General features: G+C 59.7%; 15 protein-coding genes. 9 read left to right on the forward strand and 6 right to left on the reverse strand.

The annotated features are described in order from the left end of the window. The first annotated feature begins 714 nt into the window (after window positions 1-714). From KZH41_RS17220 to KZH41_RS17235, 4 genes are all read left to right on the forward strand, one after another. On the forward strand, window positions 715-1,014 hold the full coding sequence (locus KZH41_RS17220) for a DUF6124 family protein (protein WP_094953438.1): 300 nt from the start codon (window positions 715-717) through the stop codon (window positions 1,012-1,014). Between the two features lie 114 nt (window positions 1,015-1,128). Next, window positions 1,129-2,370, forward strand: a complete 1,242-nt coding sequence (locus KZH41_RS17225; RefSeq protein ID WP_094953439.1) for an exonuclease SbcCD subunit D C-terminal domain-containing protein — start codon at window positions 1,129-1,131, stop codon at window positions 2,368-2,370. Next, on the forward strand, window positions 2,367-6,005 hold the full coding sequence (locus tag KZH41_RS17230; RefSeq protein WP_263273224.1) for an AAA family ATPase: 3,639 nt from the start codon (window positions 2,367-2,369) through the stop codon (window positions 6,003-6,005). The genes KZH41_RS17225 and KZH41_RS17230 overlap by 4 nt, the downstream gene beginning before the upstream one ends. Next, window positions 6,002-6,595: a glutathione S-transferase gene (locus KZH41_RS17235; RefSeq protein ID WP_242150235.1), complete on the forward strand. Its 594-nt coding sequence runs from the start codon at window positions 6,002-6,004 to the stop codon at window positions 6,593-6,595. Before KZH41_RS17230 ends, KZH41_RS17235 begins: the two co-directional genes overlap by 4 nt. A 126-nt stretch (window positions 6,596-6,721) precedes the next feature. Here KZH41_RS17235 and KZH41_RS17240 read toward each other — a convergent pair whose 3' ends face one another. The 5 genes from KZH41_RS17240 to KZH41_RS17260 form a co-directional block, all read right to left on the reverse strand. Then, window positions 6,722-6,901 (reverse strand): hypothetical protein, encoded by a 180-nt coding sequence (locus tag KZH41_RS17240; RefSeq protein ID WP_065907868.1) that lies wholly within the window; start codon window positions 6,899-6,901, stop codon window positions 6,722-6,724. 155 nt (window positions 6,902-7,056) lie between these two features. Continuing rightward, on the reverse strand, window positions 7,057-8,232 hold the full coding sequence (locus KZH41_RS17245; RefSeq protein WP_263273227.1) for a lactonase family protein: 1,176 nt from the start codon (window positions 8,230-8,232) through the stop codon (window positions 7,057-7,059). Continuing rightward, a complete protein-coding gene (locus KZH41_RS17250) occupies window positions 8,219-8,515 on the reverse strand; it encodes a DUF5629 family protein (RefSeq protein WP_242150238.1) in 297 nt (98 codons plus the stop codon). The genes KZH41_RS17245 and KZH41_RS17250 overlap by 14 nt, the downstream gene beginning before the upstream one ends. A gap of 117 nt (window positions 8,516-8,632) precedes the next feature. Beyond that, on the reverse strand, window positions 8,633-11,008 hold the full coding sequence (locus tag KZH41_RS17255; RefSeq protein ID WP_242150241.1) for an efflux RND transporter permease subunit: 2,376 nt from the start codon (window positions 11,006-11,008) through the stop codon (window positions 8,633-8,635). Window positions 11,009-11,024: 16 nt separating this feature from the next. Then, window positions 11,025-12,059, reverse strand: coding sequence for a WD40/YVTN/BNR-like repeat-containing protein (locus KZH41_RS17260; RefSeq protein WP_242156071.1), 1,035 nt, complete (start codon window positions 12,057-12,059; stop codon window positions 11,025-11,027). Window positions 12,060-12,480: 421 nt separating this feature from the next. Between KZH41_RS17260 and KZH41_RS17265 the strand changes: the two genes are divergently transcribed. Both KZH41_RS17265 and KZH41_RS17270 read left to right on the forward strand, forming a co-directional pair. Further along, on the forward strand, window positions 12,481-13,596 hold the full coding sequence (locus tag KZH41_RS17265) for a Gfo/Idh/MocA family protein (protein ID WP_242150246.1): 1,116 nt from the start codon (window positions 12,481-12,483) through the stop codon (window positions 13,594-13,596). 326 nt (window positions 13,597-13,922) lie between these two features. Beyond that, entirely contained in the window at window positions 13,923-15,305 is a 1,383-nt protein-coding gene (locus KZH41_RS17270; RefSeq protein WP_263273230.1) for a M10 family metallopeptidase C-terminal domain-containing protein, read from the forward strand. Between the two features lie 219 nt (window positions 15,306-15,524). Here KZH41_RS17270 and KZH41_RS17275 read toward each other — a convergent pair whose 3' ends face one another. Beyond that, window positions 15,525-17,150: a methyl-accepting chemotaxis protein gene (locus tag KZH41_RS17275; protein ID WP_094950693.1), complete on the reverse strand. Its 1,626-nt coding sequence runs from the start codon at window positions 17,148-17,150 to the stop codon at window positions 15,525-15,527. 234 nt (window positions 17,151-17,384) lie between these two features. Between KZH41_RS17275 and KZH41_RS17280 the strand changes: the two genes are divergently transcribed. From KZH41_RS17280 to KZH41_RS17290, 3 genes are read left to right on the forward strand one after another with little or no spacing between them, the layout of a single operon-like run. Beyond that, window positions 17,385-18,812 carry a nucleobase:cation symporter-2 family protein gene (locus KZH41_RS17280; RefSeq protein ID WP_094950692.1) on the forward strand — a complete coding sequence of 476 codons (1,428 nt, stop codon included), beginning with the start codon at window positions 17,385-17,387 and terminating at the stop codon, window positions 18,810-18,812. 12 nt (window positions 18,813-18,824) lie between these two features. Further along, window positions 18,825-19,286, forward strand: a complete 462-nt coding sequence (locus KZH41_RS17285) for an LEA type 2 family protein (protein ID WP_263273232.1) — start codon at window positions 18,825-18,827, stop codon at window positions 19,284-19,286. A gap of 5 nt (window positions 19,287-19,291) precedes the next feature. Next, the gene (locus KZH41_RS17290; protein ID WP_263273234.1) at window positions 19,292-19,843 is read left to right on the forward strand and encodes a GNAT family N-acetyltransferase; all 552 of its coding nucleotides are present in this window, start codon (window positions 19,292-19,294) and stop codon (window positions 19,841-19,843) included. The last annotated feature ends 112 nt before the right edge of the window (window positions 19,844-19,955 follow it).

The raw sequence follows: 19,955 nt of genomic DNA on the forward strand, positions 1-19,955 counted from the left end.
TCAGACAGAGAGTGTGCTGCTGTGCTTTTGCCCTGCTTTTGCTTCAACCACTCAGGTCGGCTACTAGGCCGCCGTGCTCTTGCTTTTGATCTTGATCTTGATCTGAGGCGCCCCGTTAAACCACGCTGGCCGAACGCAGGCTTTGGAGCGTGGGTAAACCGGCAGGACGCCGGTTTAGCCGCGATGGGCCAAGGATGGCCCATGGCGGCGGCCCACGGTCCAAAGCCTGCGTGAGGGCACACCGAGCCTAGGCGAGGTGCCGAGTGGTGGGGCGAGGACCTTTTGGTTACTTTTGGGTCCTTCCAAAAGTGACCCGCTGTAAGAGCGGAACCCTAGGTGGCCGTTACCGCAGCAACGGATATGTACTCAATCTACCTAAACCCCTGATCGACATGCATTGTTAAAGGCCAGCAATCCATATCTCTTTAACTTGCGGGAAGTTTCCTAGACAATCCTTCGGCCTTGCGCCTGCTCACTCCACTGGCTAGCCTTCGCTCCGTCGCTGCATATCAGCGATCAGGGGTGAGATCCTGTGATGTGATTAGGTGCCAAGTGCCACAACCGCGAGCAACATGCTCTATGGCGGCTGTGTGCGGGCAGACTTCGGTCTGACCGGGTGCTCCTGACCGGCAATCTCACCCCGCACATAGCTGCCACCTTTTGACGAGTGAGATCGGCAAAAGAATGGCTCCAGACCTTTCAGGAGTTTCATTCATGAACAAAATCGTCCCAGACCCACCCCGCTTCACCCCCGACCGCGAAATCTTCGAGCGCGCCCTGAGCCACTACCTACAACCCGACTCACCGCCGTCTTTCTCCGCACATCACGACCTCAGCTTCGAAGACGCCCTCGCCCAACTCTGCGACCTGTTGCGCTGCGCAGCCGCCACCGCAGCGGCCTCCACCCAAGGGCTGTCCGCCGACCAACACCACCTGGCCGGCGCCACCGAGCACCTGATCAACAGCGCCAGAACCCTCGCCGACCGCGCGCTGGACTGCCTGCACGCCGCATAACCCCTGTGGGAGCTGGCTTGCCGGCTCCCACATTCGATCTGGCTCGTCCGCAGGCACTGTGTGGGCTTTTACAGGTAAACTCCCCTCCTTTTCATCTTCTCCACGGAGTTCGCCTTGCGTCTGTTCCACACCTCCGACTGGCACCTCGGCCAAAACCTGCATGGCCAGGAACGCGACTTCGAACACGCCTGTTTTCTCGAGTGGCTGCTGGGCCAATTAAACGCCGAGCAGCCAGATGCGCTGCTGATCGCCGGCGATATCTTCGACACGGTCAACCCGCCGCTCAAGGCCCAAGAGCGTCTGTATGACTTCATCATCAGCGCCCATGAACAAAACCCGAAACTCACGATTGTGATGATCGCCGGCAACCACGACTCCGGCTCGCGTATCGAATTGCCGGCGCCGCTGATGCGCCGCTTGCGCACGCATGCCTTGGGCCGCGTGCTGTGGCTGGATGACGGCCAACTGGATGCCGAACGTTTGCTGATCCCGCTGCCTGACGCCAAAGGCAAGATCGCCGCCTGGTGCCTGGCGCTGCCATTTTTGCGCCCGGCGGAAGTCACCGGCGCGCACTTGGGCGACGACTACCTGCGCGGCATCGGCCAAGTACATGAGTGGCTGATCGCCGCCGCCAACGCCAAACGCAAAAAAGGCCAGGCGCTGATTGCCATCAGCCATGCGCATATGGCGGGTGGCTCGGTGTCGGAAGACTCCGAGCGCAGCCTGATCATCGGCAATGCCGAGGCGCTGCCCGCCAAACTGTTCGATGCCAGCGTGGCCTATGTCGCCCTCGGCCATTTGCACAAGCCGCAGCAAGTGAATGGCGAAGAAAGGATTCGCTACAGTGGCTCGCCAATCCCCTTGTCGTTTTCCGAAATCGGCTACAAACATCAGATTCTCGATGTGACCTTTCAGGGCCAACGCCTGGTGAGTGTCGAGCCGCGCCTGATTCCGCGCTCGGTCAACCTGCAACGCCTGGAAGCCGCGCCGCTGGCGGATATCCTCAAGGTATTGGCCGACCTGCCCGACATCGACCTGCTCGCCGAAACCCAACGCCACCCGTGGCTGGAAGTGCGCGTGCGCCTCGACGAGCCGCAACCGGACCTGCGCCAGCAAATCGAAACCGCCCTGCAAGGCAAAGCCGTGCGCCTGGTGCGCATCGCCGCTGAATACGCCGGCCAACGCGGCAGCGACAACACGGACGACGAGCGCCTGATCGAACTCGACCAGCTCACGCCCCAGGAGCTGTTCAGCCGCGCCTGGCAGGACAGCTACGGCAGTGAAGTGGATGAACAGACCTTGAAGGATTTCGCCGTGCTGCTCCAGGAAGTACAACAGGAGGGCGAACAGCCATGAAGATCCTCGCCATCCGCCTGAAAAACCTCGCCTCCCTGGCAGGCCCGTTTGAAATCGACTTTACCGCCGAGCCCCTGGCCAGCGCTGGGTTGTTCGCCATCACCGGGCCGACCGGCGCAGGTAAAAGTACGCTGCTCGATGCGTTGTGCCTGGCGCTGTTTGGCGCAGTGCCGCGCCTGGGCGATACCGGCCAGGCCAAGATGCCGGATGCCGACAGCGATATTTCCATCGGCGACCCGCGCACCCTGCTGCGTCGCGGTACCGGTGGCGGTTATGCCGAAGTGGATTTTGTCGGCGTCAGTGGCCGTCGCTACCGCGCTCGCTGGGAAGCCAACCGTGCCCGCGACAAGGCCAGCGGCAAGTTGCAGAACAGCCGACAAAGCCTGATCGACCTCGACAGTGACCAACTGCTGGCCAGCCAGAAGACCGAATACAAAACCCAGCTGGAACTGGCCCTGGGCTTGAACTTCGAGCAGTTCACCCGTGCGGTGTTGCTGGCGCAAAGCGAGTTCAGTGCGTTTCTGAAGGCCAACGACAATGAGCGCAGCGAACTGCTGGAAAAGCTCACCGACACCGCGCTCTACACCCAGCTTGGCCGCCGCGCCTTCGACAAGGCCAAGGATGCCAAGGACGCGCATAAACAGCTGCAAGACCAAGCCACCGGCGTGGTGCCCCTGGCTCCCGAAGCCCGCGCCGAACTTGATCAACAGTTGGCCGAGGCCCAGCAACAGCTCAAGACCCAGCAGGCCCAGCTCAAGCAGTTGGAGCTGCAACACACCTGGCTCAAGGAACTGCGCGAATGGCAGGAGCGCCAGCACAGTGCGACGGAGCAACTGCAGCGGGCGCAGGCGGACTGGGACGGCCAAGGCGCACAACGCCAGGACTTGAGCCGCCTGGAGCATTTGGCACCGCAGCGCCATCAGTTTGCTCGGCAAGCTGAACTGGGCACATTGCTGACGCCCCTCGCTGCGCAGATTCAGCAGCATATCGAGCAGCAAACCGTGCTGCACACACGTCAGGAGCAGGCGCAACAGCAGCAAGCAGCCGCGCAGGCAACATTGGCCGACGCGCTGAAAACCCAGGCCGACGCCGTGCCATTGCTGCGTCAAGCGTTTGAGGAACAAAGCACCCTCGCCCACCTGACCAAGGACTTGGCCAAACGCACCGAGGATAAACAGCAACACACCAGTGCCTGTACCGAAGGCCACGCGTTACTCAAAGCGTTGCAGGACAAACACAGCCAAGTCGCCGAGGGCCTGCAACGCCTGGCCGCTGAGCTTGAGCGCAGCGCCACTCTCGCCCCGCTGAGCGACGCCTGGAGCGCTTACCGCGATCGTCTGCAACAGTTGATGCTGGTCGGCAATCGCCTGAATAAGGGCCAGGCTGAATTGCCGCAGCTGGAACAGCGCGCCACCACCGCCGCCGAGCAGTTCACCCAGCAACGCGACGCGTTGGACCTGCTGTATCAGGAAGCCGGCGCCGAGCCACACGCCGTCGCCGAGCAGATCCAGTTACTCGCCAGCCTGCTGCAGGACAACCGCAAACAGCAGCGCGCGTTTGAAGACCTTACGCGCCTGTGGGACAGCCAGCAGCAGCTGGATCAACAGAGCGCCAACCTCACACAAAGACTCGCGGACGCGCAGCAGCAGCGCGAACAACTGAACCAGAGCGGCCTGCAAACCAAGGCCGACCTGACCATCGCCGAGCAAACCCTGACGGTGACCAAGCAACTGCTGGAACGCCAGCGCCTGGCGCGCAGTGCCAGTGTCGAAGAACTGCGCGAGCAGTTGCAGGATGACCAGCCGTGCCCGGTGTGCGGCAGCCATGAACATCCGTATCACCAGCCTGAAGCGCTGCTGCAAAGCCTCGGCCGACATGACGAAAACGAAGAAGCCACGGCGCAGAAAGCCGTCGATATCCTCAAGGAAAAACTCACCGAGTTACGTGGTGAAGTGGGCGGCCTGATCGCCCAGCAAAAGGAGTTCCTGCAACAGCAGGAGCAACTGGCGACGCAGCAACAAGCACTGAAACCGAGCCTGGATGCCCACCCGCTGGCCGCCTCACTGTTCAATCAGGACGCCGCCAAGCGCAGCACTTGGTTGGCCCAGCAACTGGCGCAGTTGACGCAAAGCATCACCCAGGACGAACAACGCCAAGGCGCCCTGCTCAACCTGCAACAAAATGCCGGGCGTTTGCAGCAACAACTGCAAGCCGCCCAGGACGCCAGCCAGCAAGCCCGCCAGTTACTGGCGGACCAGCAACGCGAGCTGTCCAACGACCGTGAGCGCCTTGACGAAGAACTCAAGGCCTTCGCCAGCCTGCTGCCCGCCGAGACCCTCGACGGTTTGCGCCGCGAACCGGCAGCGACCTTCATGCAGCTGGACCAGCACGTCAGCCAGCGTCTTGAGCAGCTTGGCCACCAGCGCGATGAACTGGCCGAGCAGCAAGAACGTCAGCAGGCCATCGAGAAAGAACAGACCCACCAGCAGCATCGCCAGCAGCAGCTGGACGCTTTGCACCTGCACGTCACCGAGTTGGCCACGCAACAACAGGCCGCACAGGAAAGACTCACGGCCCTGCTGGGCGATCACGCCAGTGCCGAACAGTGGCAACAGCAGCTGGAACAGACGGTGGTGCAGTCACGCCAGAGCGAAGCCGACGCCAACCAACAACTGCAAGAGATCCGCAGTGCGCTGGTGCAACTGGCCGCCGACCTCAAGGCGCAGCAGGAGCGCCTACAGGCGCTGGCGGCCGAGCAACATAGCCTCGGCGAGCGCCTGGGCGAATGGCGTGCCCTGCACCCTGAACTGGATGACGATGGGCTCACGCGCTTGCTGGGCTTTGATGACAGCCAAGTCAGCGCACTGCGCCAGCAGCTGCAACACAGCGAAAAAGCCGTCGAGCAAGCCAAGGTGCTGCTGCAGGAACGCGAACAACGCCTCGCCGAGCATCAGGCTTTGCACAACGGCAACCTGGACGTTGAGCAACTCGATAGCAGCCTGGCTGCGCTCAACCAACAATTCACCGAGGGCGAGAAACACTGCGCCGAATTGCGTGCGCGCCAGGCCGAAGACCAGCGTCGTCAGGACGCCAACCACGCGCTGGCCGACCAGATCACTAAGGCTTACGAAGAATGGCAGCGCTGGGCGCGCCTGAATGCACTGATCGGCTCGGCCACTGGCGACACTTTCCGCAAGATCGCCCAGGCCTACAACCTCGACTTGCTGGTGCACCACGCCAACGTGCAACTGCGCCAACTGGTGCGCCGCTACCGCCTAAAACGCGGCGGCAGCATGCTGGGGCTGTTGGTGATGGACACGGAAATGGGCGATGAACTGCGCTCGGTGCACTCGTTGTCCGGTGGCGAGACGTTCCTGGTGTCGCTGGCGCTGGCCTTGGGCCTGGCGTCGATGGCCTCCAGCACGTTGAAAATCGAGTCGTTGTTTATCGACGAAGGCTTCGGCAGCCTCGACCCCGAGTCGCTGCAATTGGCGATGGACGCGTTGGACGGTTTGCAGGCCCAGGGCCGCAAGGTCGCGGTGATTTCCCACGTGCAGGAAATGCACGAGCGCATCCCGGTGCAGATCCAGGTCAAGCGCCAGGGCAATGGCCTGAGCACCTTGGAGGTCAAGTGAGCGAGGCGCTGCTGTATTCGTTTCGGCGCTGCCCGTACGCGATGCGGGCGCGCCTGGCCTTGCGCTATTCAGGCGTGCCCGTACAGATCGTCGAGGTAAGCCTCAAGGCCAAACCGGCGGAAATGTTGGCGCTGTCGCCCAAGGGCACGGTGCCCGTATTGAGCGTGGACGGCCGGGTGATTGAAGAAAGCCTGGAAATCATGCAGTGGGCGCTGGCGCAGCACGATCCTGAGGATTGGTTACTGCAGGGTGACCCGGCGGTGCTGGAACTGATTACCGAGAATGATCAGGTGTTCAAACATCACCTGGATCGATACAAATACGCCGATCGCTACCCGCAGCAGCCGATGGAACATTATCGGGCAGAGGGCGAGGTGTTTTTGCAGAAGCTGGAAGGATTGCTGGCGGGCCGGGAGTTTTTGCTGGCCGACCATTTGAGCCTGGCCGATGTAGCACTGGCGCCGTTTGTGCGCCAGTTTGCGCATGTGGACCGGGAGTGGTTTGCCGGAGCGCCGTATCAGCGCTTACAAAACTGGCTACAACGCTTTCTGGAATCGCCGCTGTTTATTGCAGTGATGGCAAAACCCTGAAATCAACACAATCAAATGTGGGAGCTGGCTTGCCTGCGATGCCGTCAACTCGGTCCAACGGATACACCGAGTTAATTTCATCGCAGGCAAGCCAGCTCCCACATTTGACCGCCGTTCAGCTCAAGCTCAGTGCTGGGTTTTGTGATCCAGTGCGGCATAGAAGTTGGCGCTTTGTTGCAGGTATTTCTGGGTGTAGGCGGATGTACTGGATTTTTTGCCGGCAACGTCCACGCTGGCAGCGGCTGGCAATGCCACGGTGGCGGAAACAGCAGAAGCGGCGATGATGGAGAAGAGGTTCAAGTTCATGTCGGTAACCCTTGTGTTCGTTTGGTGAGGTGACCGGGAAGGCCTTGGAACCAAACTTACGCCCGAGGGCTGAACCTTAGAAATGCTTTGAAACAGTAGCCGCTATTAATACAATTAATACTAAAGGTCAGGCCCCGCACTGCGGGGCCTGTGGCTTATTGACGCACCAGGAACTTGAGGTCGCTAGGGGCATCGATCGGCAGTTTCTGCACGGTTTTACCCAGCAGGCCGGTCTTGGGGTCGCGTTCGACGACCACGATTTGGTTGCTTTTCTGGTTGGCGATCAGCAAGAACTTGCCGCTCGGGTCCAGGCTGAACTCACGCGGGTGGTCGCCTTCCACGGTGCGGCGCTGCAGCTCCTTGAGGTGCGCGGTGGCCGGGTCGATGCTGAACACCAGCATCTGGTTGGCGGTGCCACGGTTGCTCACGTAGAGGAATTTGCCATCGCTTGAAGCATGCAGTGCGGCGCCGGCCTTGTCGGACACCGGTTGCCCGCCAGCGAACTCCACCAGTTGGGTTTGGCTGAGCTTGCCGTCGTTGTAATCAAACACCGCGACCTGGGCGCTCATCTCGGTGGTCAGCCAGGCATGCTTGCCGTCCGCGCTGAACAACAAGTGACGCGGGCCGCTGCCGGGCGGCAGCTGCACCGAGGCCGGGTTGGCCGGGGTCAGTGGCAGCTCGTGGTTGGCCTTGGGGTCGTAGTGGTAGGCAAAAATCTTGTCGGCCCCAAGGTCCTGAACAAACACGTACTTGCCGTCCGGCGATGACACCACCGAATGCACATGGTTGGATGCCTGGCGCTCAGGGTTCACCCGGCTGGACGGGTGCCCGCTCAATTGCACCGGCGCCGATAACTTGCCATTGGCGTCGACCGGCAGCACGGCCAGGCTGCCGCCCGGGTCTTCGAGTACCGAATAGTTGGCAACGAACAGGTAGCGTCCATCAGCCGCCAGGCTGGAATGGGTCGGCTCATTGCCCAGGCTCTGCACTTGGTTGATCAGGCTGAGCTGGTGACTCTGCGGGTCAATGCTGTAGCTGCTGACGCGGCCGACCGAGTCTTTCTGGCCTGGGCCGTTTTCGTTGACCACAAACAGATGCTTCTGGTCTTTGGAGATCGTCAGCCACGACGGGTTGACCGCCTTGGCCGCCAACTCAGGTTTACCGGTGAACTGGCCGGTACGGCTGTCAAATTGCAGGCGGTAAATACCTTCGCTGGTGCCGGCGGTGTAACTGCCCACCAGCAATTCGTAGGTGTCAGCCGGCGCAGCTTGCACCGACATCGCACCGACACTGCCCGCCATCAGCAGAGGCCAGAATTTACGCATCATCATCCGCTTCGTCCTCGTCGTTATTGTTGCCGGTGACGCCGCTCATGCAGACCAGGCGATGCTCGCCCGACTCACCGGTAAGGGTCCAGCTTTGCAGGGTTTGATCAAAGACCGCAGCGTTGATTTGCTCCAGGCTGAAACTCCAGCGTTTCTCGGCACGACCGTCCATGCAGACGATTAGCAACTTCTGGTCATCCAGGCTGAAGTCGAAGGTGTGCAGCCCATCGATTTCGACCATCTGGCAGTCTTTAAACGCGTCGAGCAAGGTAGCGGTGTCGGCAGTCATAACTAACAGTCATCAAAAGGAAAGACCTCATGATAGGTCAAATTGTTGCATCGACCTAAGACCACGCCATGCAAAACGCCGTAGCACAGGCCACGGCGTTTTGGCGACAACGATGAATCAGTGCGCAAACAACGAATTGCCCTTCTGCCCCGCCAGCTTTTCCGGCTTGATCAGGAATCGTGCCAGCGCCGGCAACAGCCACAATGCGCCGAACATGTTCCACAGCAACATGAAGGTCAGCATCAGGCCCATGTCGGCCTGGAACTTGATGGCCGAGAAGATCCAGGTGCACACGCCGATGGCCAGGCACAGCCCGGTAAACAACACGGCCTTACCGGTGGATTTGAGCGTCTGGTAGTACGCCTCTTGCAACGGCAAGCCGGCGCGCAGAAAGCTTTCCAGGCGACTGTAGATGTAGATGCCGTAGTCCACGCCAATCCCCACGCCCAATGCCACCACCGGCAAGGTCGCGACTTTGACGCCGATGCCCATGAACGCCATGAGCGCATTGCCCAATACCGACGTCAGTACCAGCGGCAGCACGATACACAGGGTCGCCGCCCAGGAGCGGAAGGTGATCATGCACATGGTCGCCACGCACAGGTACACCAAGATCAAGATGATCAGTTCCGACTCTTTAATCACCTCGTTGGTCGCGGCTTCAATCCCGGCGTTACCGGCGGCGAGGATAAACTCCAGGCCATCCTTGTTGTTGTCCTTGGCGAAGTCCTGCACCGCATGCACCGCGCGGTCGAGGGTTTCGGCCTTGTGGTCGTTGAGGAACACCAGCACCGGCGCCAGCGAGCAATTGTTGTTGTACAGGCCGTCGGCGCGGGCGATGGAGTTGTTCAGCACGTCGGGGTTGCGCGACAGGGTTTCCCATTTCAGGTTGCCCTCGTTCATACCCTTGATCATCTGCTTGGACACGGTCACCAAGGAGATCGCCGACTGCACGCCTTCGGTGTTCTGCATCTTCCACATCAACTGGTCGATGGGCGCCATGGCTTCGTAGCGCGAGCAGCCTTCGGCACGCGTCTTGACCATCACCACCAGCACGTCGGAACTGGTGGAGTAGTTGCTGATGATGAAGTTGTTGTCTTTGTTGTAGCGCGAGTCCGGGCGAAGTTCCGGCGCGCCTTGGTCGAGGTCGCCGATTTTCAGGTTCTGGCTGTACCAGAGGCCGCCACCGAAGGCGATCAGGGCCAACAGAATCGAGACCGGCGCGACTTTGGGGCTGGCAAATTTTGACAGCAGGCGCCAGAACGGATGTTCGCGGTGCGCGTCCTTCTTGCTTTTGGCAATGGCGCGCGTGCTGATGCCGACATAGGAAATCGCCACCGGCAGCAGAATCAGGTTGGTGAACACGATCACCGCCACGCCGATGGAGGCGCCGATGGCCAACTCGCGGATCACGCCGATGTCGATGATCAACAGCGTGATGAAGCCCACCGCGTCAGCGAGGATCGCGATCATGCCGGGCAGGAACAGTTGCCGGAACGTGCGTCGCGCCGCCGTCAGCGCGTTGTCCGCTTCACTCGATTGCAGGGCAATGCCGTTGATCTTCTGCACGCCGTGGGAAATACCGATGGCGAAGATCAGGAACGGCACCAGCATCGAATACGGATCGAGCCCGAAGCCGAAGAAGTGCATCAACCCGAGTTGCCAGACCACCGCCACCAGCGTCGTGCTCAACACCGCGACGGTGCTGCGCAGGCAGTTGGTGAACCACAACAGCAGAATCAGGGTGATGATGAAGGCGATGCCGAAGAACAGCACCACCATCACCAGGCCGTCGATCAGGTCACCGACCTTCTTGGCAAACCCGACGATGTGGACCTTGATATTGGGGTTCTGCGCTTCGAATTTGTCGCGGATCTTGTCTTCGAGTTCATGGGAGAACGTGCGGTAGTCCAGGGCCAGCAACTTGCCCTGGTCTTGTGGGTCCGGGTAGGACTCCAGCAGCGGAATGTCGACGATGCTCGACTTGAAATCGTTGGCAACCAGGCGCCCAACCTGGCCGGACTTGAGCACGTTGTTGCGCAGTTGGTCGAGACTTGCCGGCGAGCCGTTGTAGCTCTGCGGGATCACTTCGCCGCCGGCAAAGCCTTCTTCGGTCACCTCTGTCCAGCGTACGCTGGGGCTCCACAGTGACTTAAGGCCCGAGCGGTCGACGCCGGAGATGTAGAACACCTCGTCGTTGATCTGGCGCAGGGTCTCCATGTATTCCTTCGTGAAGATGTCACCGTCCTTGGCCTCCACCGAGATGCGTACCGTGTTGCCCAGGTTGGCCAAGTCGTTGCGGTGCTCCATCATCTTTTCGATGAAGGGGTGCTTGAGCGGGATCATCTTTTCAAAGCTGGTGGACGGGCGAATCAACGTCGCCTGCCAGAACAGGAAAATACTCACCAGCAGGCAGATGACGATGACTGCCGGGCGGTTATTAAAGATCAGGCGCTCAAGAAAGGTCGCTTTATCGTTGTGATGACTGCTCATTCTTTCCCCGCCCTTATTATTGTTTTACGCGTTCAGCGCCGCTGGCCGTGGCGACGCGAACGCCACCCTGCCCGACCAGAATCAAGTTGCCGTTGCCTGCCGCCGTGACCGCCGAGAGTGAAATGCGGTCCGGGCGATTGAATACGCTGAAGGTCTGCCCGTCGTCGTGGCTCACAACCACGCTGCCACCGTTGCCGACCACCACCAGCGAGCCGTCATCGAGCAAGGTCGCTCCCGACAAGCCGAACTCCAGGGCGCCGCGCGTCGCGTTCAGTTCGACCTGCTCCCAGGTGCTGCCGAAATCCGTGGAGCGGTAAAGATTGCCGCGCAGGCCATAGGCCAACAGGGTTTGTGCTTGAGCGGTGCCGATCACGCCAAACAACGAGCCCTCATACGGGCCTTCGAGTTTTTCCCAGGTCTGGCCATCGTCACTGGAGCGGAACATGCTGCCTTGCTCGCCGACGATAAACAGGCCGGCATCCTTGATGTAGGCGATGGCGTTGAGGTGAAACTGGTCTTCGTTGTCGAGGCGCTCGCTGACGTCGTCCCAGGTTTTGCCGCCATCGGTGGTTTCGATCAACGCACCGTAGGCGCCCACGGCCAGGCCGTGGTTGGCGTCCTTGAACCAAATGTCGAGCAACGGCGCTTCGCGTTTGAGGTCCTGGTATTGCTGGGTCCAGGTGGCGCCGCCGTCGGCGCTTGCGAGAATTTGCGCATCATGGCCGACGGCCCAGCCTTGTTTAGCGTCGACAAAAAATACCGCTGTGAGCAGTTGCCGGGTCGGCACCTTGGCTTGGGTCCAGGTGCTGCCCTGGTCATCGGAATAGAGGATGTGCCCCCGATCACCAACGGCCACTAGGCGAGAGCCCGCGTGGACCACATCGATCATCAGGCCTTTGGCGGCCTTGGGGGATTCAATCGCAAATGCCGGCGCTGCGCCGGTATCGCCGGCTGCCAGCACGGGTGTCGACAACACCCCCAGCAGCGAGAGCGCTGTGGCCAACATCGCAACCCTGCGTGCGGCGCGTGGGCGGCAAACAACCCAACCCATGACAGGCTCACTCATAGACCTTTCTCCCGATTTATTATTGTTAGGTCGTCTCGCCTTCCTGGGCTCTGAAACCTGCAATCTAGAGCGCCTGGAGCAAGCAGGATCCATCCTATCGGGGTTTCGAATCGTCTGACAATCGGCGCTACGTTATCTTTTGTTAACTGGCGGCTTTTGGCCATGGGCTGAATATGACTGCATTACCGCGCTTGATGATGCTCACTCCCACGCTCCTGCGTGGGAATGCATCCCGTGACGCTCTGCGTCACCCGCAGGACGCAAAGCGTCCCCGGCGGCATTACCACGCAGAGCGTGGGAACGATCGAGATCGACTGCAATGAATTTTTATTCCATATCTTGAAATGTGCGAATTTTTATTCCATTAATACCCCTCTTGAAAACAATAATTCAAAGGAACACCGCTATGCGTGAACTCGGAATCGGCCTGATCGGCACGGGCTTCATGGGGCGCGCCCACGCCCTGGCGTTCAACAATGCCCGCGCGGTCTTCGAACTGCCGGTACACCTCAAGCTGGCCGCGCTGGCCGATGCCGACACCGAACGCGCCCAACGCTGTGCCGCGGCCTGGGGGTTTGCCCAGGCCCATGGCGACTGGCAGGCGTTGATCAACGACCCCAAGGTCGACGTGGTGGCCATCACTACGCCCAACCACTTGCACTACCCCATGGCCATGGCAGCGATAGCGGCGGGCAAAGCGGTGTATTGCGAGAAGCCGCTGGCCGTCAGCCTGGAGCAGGCCGACGCCATGCGCCGCGCCGCCAGTGCGGCTGGGGTCGTCACACGGGTCGGCTACAACTATCAGCACAACCCGATGATCAGCCTGGCGCGGCAGATGATTGCCAATGGCGAGCTGGGCGAAATCATCAGTTTCCAGGGTGAGTTCAGCGAAGACTTCATGGCCGACGCGGCCTCGCCTTGGTCGTGGCGCTGCGAAGTGGAGCATGCCGGGGGCGCCCTGGCCGATTTGGGCAGCCACTTGCTGTCGATGGCGCGCTATTTAGTCGGCGATGTGCACAGCGTGTGCGCCGACACCCAGACCGTCCACGCCCAGCGCCCGGCCGTCAAAGGCAGCAGCGACCTGAAACCCATCGCAGTGGATGACCAAGTGCATGCCCTGCTGCGATTCGCCAATGGCGCGCGCGGCACGGTGAGCAGCAGTTGGCTCAAGCACGGCTACAAAAACCACCTGAGTTTTGAGATCAGCGGCACTCAAGGCACGCTGGCGTTTGACCAGGAACGATTGAATGAACTACAGGTGTGCCGCGTCGGCCAGGACGGTTTCCAACGTGTGCTGGCCGGTCCCGCCCTGCCCGGCTATGCCGCGTTCAGCCCGGCCGCTGGGCATCAACTGGGTTACAACGAGTTGAAGACCTTGGAAGTGCACGAGTTGATCATGGCGCTGGCTGGGCAAGGCGCGGATGGCACTGACTTTGATGCTGCCTGGGCGGTAGAGCGGCTGGCCGCCGCCATACGCCTGGCCGCCATACAAGCGCGATGGGTCAACGTCAGCGAGCTTTAGGACGCTCGCGGTCCTCGGCTGGGTCGGCGTGCCCCCCCAGGGTGTACGCCGCCAAGCATGCTCACAGGCGCTGGGTTAAGGTATTCCCAATGCCCATACGCCAGGGTAGTTAATACAAAACGCGCCAGCCCTGTTTAACCGAATGACTTTTTCGTCCCGACAGACTATTAAGTTCCGACACACTTACACTACTTATCATACCCCCGCGCAAACCTGACCTATTTAAGTCGCATATAGAAATACACCCAAACTTCTATTCCCAACAAAAAAGATTATTTTATCGCCTCTCCCAACGCGTTCTTTATTCTTTTTTGCCGAGGATTGCCATGTCGCTCACTCCCGCGAATACGACTGCACTTTTCCATGCCCATCAATACAACGCCGACAACCTGCAGACGCCAATCAAACATGACGTTCCGTCACCCGCCCATCCAAGGGATATCGCAACACAGCTCACCCGCGAAAATTTCAGAATCAAGGATCAAAACGGTGACGGCCAAATAACCATAGGCTACAAATTCTTCAACTCATCCGATCCCCAAGCGTCCTGGCTTAAAGACAGCGGGGCGTTGGCGTTCAGCGAAGCCAGGAAAAAAGCGTTCAGAAGTTCAATTCGGGCGTGGGAAGATGTGGTGAAGGTCAAGTTTGTCGAGAATGCCAAAAATGCAGACGCCTTGTTGGTCGTTCATGGCAATAACGGTGTAGGCGGTTACGCCACCATGCCCAGTGACCATAGTAAAAACATGAACATCGGGATCGGCTTGGGCGACGATAACTCACCTTTGAACTCGTCAATGATTCACGAAATCGGTCATAGCCTGGGGCTTGGGCACCCGGTTGGAGAGCACCCTGAAAACAACAAGACCCATACGGCCATGTCCTACAACACCCATTGGTGGCGGCCCCGTGACGAGAATGGCGTCAGCGTGTCGGACAGCGCGTCAACCCCTATGATGCATGATATTACTGGGGGGCAGCGTCTCTACGGTGCCAACAATGAAACCCGTACGGGCAATACCACTTATGGCTTCAACTCCAACGCTGACCGCGATTACTATAGTTTGACCTCCGCCGATGAATTGACCTCCTTCTGCGTATGGGATAACGGCGGAAATGACACCTTGGACTTTTCTGGTTTCAAACAAAACCAGAAGATCAACTTGAACGCCGAACAGCTTTCGAACGTAGGCGGCAGGGAAGGTAATGTATCTATCGCCAAGGGCGTTATTGTGGAAAATGCCATCGGTGGCGCCGGGCACGATCTACTGATCGGCAACGCTGTTCGCAATCGCATAACTGGAGGGGCCGGGGGCGACACGCTCTACGGCGGCGGCGGCGCTGATACGTTTATATACCGCAGAGTCAGCGACTCCTCTCCCAAAAGACCAGACAGACTTCAGGATTTCGTCAGTGGTGTCGATAAAATAGATATTTCCGGGGTCTTGAAAGAGTCTGGAATCTCTAAGGTAAGTATTACCGAGGCGTCTCCCGGCGAGCGCGGAACAATGGATGGTCAGAAAGGCGAGTTGATGTTGGACTATGATCCAAATGTTAGAATGCACCGGTTGATTCTGAATGTGGGTGATGGCTTCCACAATGTATTAATGATCCTTAGCAAGACCCCCATAAAACCAGACGATATATTGACAACCGCCCGCTCACGCCCTCAATTACACCGCCCACGCCAAAGCAGGGCTGAAACCGTATAAAACCTTTAACGATGATGCCGTCTGCGCGCGTCCTACAACAACTCGCATTTGCTCACGAAACTTACCCCGAGAGAGTACAAAATCAACGTGAGCAACATGAGTAAAAACACACCCATAACGCTTAACCACGTCAACACATAGGCGTGAAATCCCAGTAAGGCGGCGATCTCTAAACGCCACGGCGGGAGCGCTGCACCGTCGCTCCCGCACATTTAAGTGTCAGATAACGAAGCGCGCGACCATCCCATTTAAATCCACCGCCAGGCGCGACAGCTCATGGCTGGCTGCGCTGGTCTGGTTGGCACCGGCTGCCGACTGGGTCGCCAGGTCGCGGATGTTGACCAGATTGCGGTCCACCTCACGGGAAACCTGGGCCTGCTCTTCCGACGCACTGGCGATCACCAGGTTGCGCTCGTTGATCAGGCTGATGGACTGGGTGATCTGCTCCAGCGCCACACCGGCGGCGCGGGCCATTTCCAGGGTGCTGTGGGTGCGCTGGTTGCTCTGCTGCATCGACTGCACTGCTTCACCGGTGCCGGTCTGAATGCCGGCGACCATTTTCTCGATTTCCTGGGTCGACTGCGCAGTGCGGTGGGCCAAAGCCCGCACTTCATCGGCTACCACCGCAAAGCCACGCCCGGCTTCACCGGCGCGGGCCGCTTCAATCGCCGCGTTGAGCGCCAACAGGTTGGTCTGTTCAGCAATCGCGCGGATCACGTCGAGTACCTTGCCAATGTCACGGCCTTGAGTGGCCAGGCCTTCAATCATCACCGAGGTGTTTTGCACGTCCTGGGTCATGGTCTGGATCGCGCCGACGGTTTCCACCACGCGGTCGCGGCCTTCACGTGCCGCTTGGTTGGACTGGCTGGAGGCTTCGGAGGTGGACACCGCGTTGCGCGCCACCTCTTCCACTGCAGCGGTCATTTCGTTGACGGCTGTGGCGGCCTGGTCGATTTCGTTGTTCTGTTGTTGCAGGCCTTTGGAGGCCTCTTCAGTGACAACGCTCAACTCATGCGCAGCAGACGCCAACTGCGTGGCCGAACCGGCAATGTGCTGGATGGTCTGGCGCAGGTTGATTTGCATCGCCGACAAGGCGCCGAGCAGGCGCGCCGGCTCATCCTTGCCATCGTCTTCGATGAGCTTGGTGAGGTTGCCGCCGGCGATGGTTTCGGCCGCTTCCACGGCTTTGAGCAGCGGCGTAACGATGCTGCGAGTCAGCAGCCAGGCCAGCAATACCGTCATCAGTGCCGCAACCACTGACACGATGATGATCCCGGTGACAGCTTGCTGATAGCTGCTTTCAGCATCCAGAGCCGCCTGGTCAGCGTCGGCGCCGTTGATGGCGATCAGCTTGTTCAACTGCTCGCCCATCCGGTCGGTGCCGTCCTTGATGCGCGTATTGATCAAGGTGCGCATCTCTTCAACTTTGTTCTGCTGGGACAGCGACATCATCTCGGCCTGGGCGGCTAAGTAACTGTCGAGGGTCGCGACGAAGGTTTTGTACAGCGCCGCCTCTTCCGCACCTGCCGGCATGACGGCATAAGCACTCTGGGCCTGCTTGACCTTATCGACCAATACGGCCACGCGGGTCTTGGCTTCTTCCAGGGCCGCCGGCTCGCGGTTGATCAGGATGCGAAAAGACAGGATGCGCAGGCGCAGGACGTTCTCGGTCAAGTTGCCGAGATACTTCACACTGGGTAATTGATTGGTCCCCATGTCCAGCGAAGACTGGCGAATCTGCGTCATGCGGTTGACGGCAAATACACCAAGGATCACGACGAGCAACGCAATGAACGCAAAGCCGAGAAACGCGCGAGGGGCAATATTCAGATGACGGAGGGACATAGGGCTGCTCTCGAGAAGTAGTGTTGGCGTGCATCCCTGCCGCGACACGATCAGCCGGCGTCAACGCGCAGCTCTGATCTTTGGGCACCACTGTTGTAATAGTTGGGTGGGCTTAACGAGGGTATCGGCAGGCGAGTGGATTTTATGCAGGATGTTTCGAAATATTTTTACACACTTCTGGCAGCTGGAACTTTCTGGCATCCTGCGCGCCCCTTTCCTTCTCGGGCCTGTATTTTGTCTGAAGCTCAAACCCCTCGCCCCCGCTATAAATCCGACCTGATCTACGGCCTGGAAGACCGCCCGCACTTCACCGCGGCGATTTTTGCCGCGTTGCAACACGTGCTCGCCAGTTTCGTCGGCATCATCACCCCCACGTTGATCGTCGGCGGCGTATTGGGCCTTGAAAGCGAAGTGCCCTATCTGGTGAGCATGGCGTTGTTCGTGTCGGGCCTGGGCACTTTCGTGCAGGCGCGCACCTTTGGCCCGATCGGTTCCGGCCTGCTGTGCCTGCAGGGCACCAGCTTTTCGTTTATCAGCGTGATCCTCAGCGCCGGCTTTATGGTCAAGGCTCGGGGCGGTGGCACCGATGAGATTCTTTCGACGATTTTCGGCATCTGCTTCTTCGCGGCGTTTATCGAAGTGGTGCTCAGCCAGTTCATCGGCAAATTGCGCAAACTGATCACACCCGTGGTGACCGGTACCATCATCACGTTGATGGGCTTGTCGTTGATCAAAGTGGCGGTCACCGACATGGCCGGCGGCTTTGGTTCAAGCGAGCTGGGCGCGGCGAGCAACATGGGCCTGGCGGCGCTGGTGCTGCTGACCATCGTGGTGCTCAACCGCTTCAACAACCCGTTCCTGCGTCTGGGTTCGATCGTGATCGGCCTGACCCTGGGGTTTGTGGTGGCCTGGTGGATGGGCCGCGTCGACCTGGCCGCATTGCCTCAAGTGCCGTTGATCAGCGTGCCGGTGCCGTTCAAATACGGTTTCTCGTTCGACTGGGTGGCATTTATCCCGGTGGCGGTGATCTTCCTGATTTCACCGTTGGAAGCCGCCGGTGACTTGACCGCCAACTCGATGATTTCCCAACAGCCAGTCAAAGGCCCGCTGTATATCAAGCGCATCAAGTCGGGCCTGTTGGCCGATGGCCTCAACTCGGCGATGGCGGCGACGTTCAACAGCCTGCCGATGGTGACTTTCGCCCAGAACAATGGGGTGATCCAGTTGACCGGCGTGGCCAGCCGTTATGTGGCGTACTTTATCGCCGGCCTGCTGGTGCTGCTGGGGCTGTTCCCGATGATCGGCGCGGTGCTGCAACTGATGCCCAAGCCGGTGCTCGGCGGCGCCACGTTGATCATGTTCGGCACCGTGGCGGTGGCCGGGATCAAGATCCTTGCCGAAGCCGGGCTGCACCGGCGCAATGTGCTGATCGTGGCGATCTCGCTAGGCATGGGCCTGGGCGTGGCCGCCGTGCCGGAAGTGTTGCGCGACCTGCCCAAGGCGCTGCACAACATCTTCGAATCGCCGATCACCGTGGGCGCATTCTGTGCAATCCTGCTGAACATTTTCCTGCCGGAAGAGTTCATAGAGCTGCAAGAAGATGAATTTGATCCGGAGTCCTCTACCCTCAAGGTCATGCAGGATCCGGACGTCACGAAATAGGAGCACCTTTATATGCGCAAGCTCATGGTTCTATCGTTACTGCTGCTGACCTTGAGCGCCTGCGCGCTGTTCCCCAACCGCGACCCGGTGAATATCACCGTGGTGGGGATCGAGCCCCTGCAAAGCCAGGACTTGGAAGTGCGCTTCGCCGTGAAGCTGCGGGTGCAAAACCCCAATGAAACGGCGATTGACTACAGCGGCGTAGCCCTGGACCTGGACGTCAATGGCCGGCCATTGGCGTCTGGGGTGAGTGATCAAACCGGAAGCATCCCACGCTTTTCCGAGACCGTGCTGACAGTGCCGGTCAGCGTTTCAGCGTTTTCTGTATTGCGCCAGACCCTGGGCCTGAGCCAGACCCAAAGCTTTAACAATCTGCCTTACGTACTGCGCGGCAAACTCGCGGGTGGCCTGTTCGGAACCCAGCGTTTTGTCGATCGCGGTACGTTGAACCTGCCGAACACGGCCACCTGGTAAACGCCATGCAACCGACTTTGTTCACCGAAAGACTGATCCTGCACCCGCTGACCCTGGACGATGTCGAGGCCGTCCAGCAGCAATTCGCGCATTGGGAAGTGGTGCGCTACCTCAGCGACGAGGTGCCGTGGCCCTTCCCGGCCGACGGCGCTCGCAGCTTCCTGGAACAGGTCGCCTTGCCGGCCATGGCCCGAGGCGAACATTGGCATTGGTCGATCCGCCTCAAAAGTGCGCCAGAACAGTTGATCGGCAATATCTGCCTGATGGATGAGCAGGACGATAACCGGGCCTTCTGGCTGGGCCCGCAATGGCAAGGCCAAGGCTTGATGACCGAAGCCAGCGCGGCGGTGACCGAGTACTGGTTTGCTGTACTCAAGCGCCCGCTGATGCGTGTGCCCAAAGCCGCACCCAACCAAGGGTCACGGCGGATATCGGAACGCGCCGGGATGCGCTTGATCAGGACGCAGACAGGCCAATTTGTCGCAGGCAGCTTCCCGCGGGACATTTGGGAGATGACCCGCGAGGAGTGGCTGGAACTCAAATCAGCCAAACAATGAAGATCTAATGGGGGAGCGGGCTTGCTCGCGAAGGCGGTGGGTCAGTCCGCTCATTTGCAACTGAAACACCGCCTTCGCGAGCAAGCCCGCTCCCACATTGGGATCTCATTAC

Origin of the sequence: Pseudomonas sp. YeP6b, from assembly GCF_025642995.1 — a bacterium.
Lineage (GTDB): Bacteria > Pseudomonadota > Gammaproteobacteria > Pseudomonadales > Pseudomonadaceae > Aquipseudomonas.

What these genes read in the sequence shown, in the direction of transcription:
- KZH41_RS17250 (WP_242150238.1), bottom strand. Translation starts at nt 8,515, where the DNA reads ATGACTGCCGACACCGCTACCTTGCTCGACGCGTTTAAAGACTGCCAG.
- KZH41_RS17245 (WP_263273227.1), bottom strand. Translation starts at nt 8,232, where the DNA reads ATGATGATGCGTAAATTCTGGCCTCTGCTGATGGCGGGCAGTGTCGGT.
- KZH41_RS17255 (WP_242150241.1), bottom strand. Translation starts at nt 11,008, where the DNA reads ATGAGCAGTCATCACAACGATAAAGCGACCTTTCTTGAGCGCCTGATC.
- KZH41_RS17285 (WP_263273232.1), top strand. Translation starts at nt 18,825, where the DNA reads ATGCGCAAGCTCATGGTTCTATCGTTACTGCTGCTGACCTTGAGCGCC.
- KZH41_RS17240 (WP_065907868.1), bottom strand. Translation starts at nt 6,901, where the DNA reads ATGAACTTGAACCTCTTCTCCATCATCGCCGCTTCTGCTGTTTCCGCC.
- KZH41_RS17265 (WP_242150246.1), top strand. Translation starts at nt 12,481, where the DNA reads ATGCGTGAACTCGGAATCGGCCTGATCGGCACGGGCTTCATGGGGCGC.
- KZH41_RS17260 (WP_242156071.1), bottom strand. Translation starts at nt 12,059, where the DNA reads ATGGGTTGGGTTGTTTGCCGCCCACGCGCCGCACGCAGGGTTGCGATG.
- KZH41_RS17275 (WP_094950693.1), bottom strand. Translation starts at nt 17,150, where the DNA reads ATGTCCCTCCGTCATCTGAATATTGCCCCTCGCGCGTTTCTCGGCTTT.
- KZH41_RS17220 (WP_094953438.1), top strand. Translation starts at nt 715, where the DNA reads ATGAACAAAATCGTCCCAGACCCACCCCGCTTCACCCCCGACCGCGAA.
- KZH41_RS17290 (WP_263273234.1), top strand. Translation starts at nt 19,292, where the DNA reads ATGCAACCGACTTTGTTCACCGAAAGACTGATCCTGCACCCGCTGACC.
- KZH41_RS17230 (WP_263273224.1), top strand. Translation starts at nt 2,367, where the DNA reads ATGAAGATCCTCGCCATCCGCCTGAAAAACCTCGCCTCCCTGGCAGGC.
- KZH41_RS17270 (WP_263273230.1), top strand. Translation starts at nt 13,923, where the DNA reads ATGTCGCTCACTCCCGCGAATACGACTGCACTTTTCCATGCCCATCAA.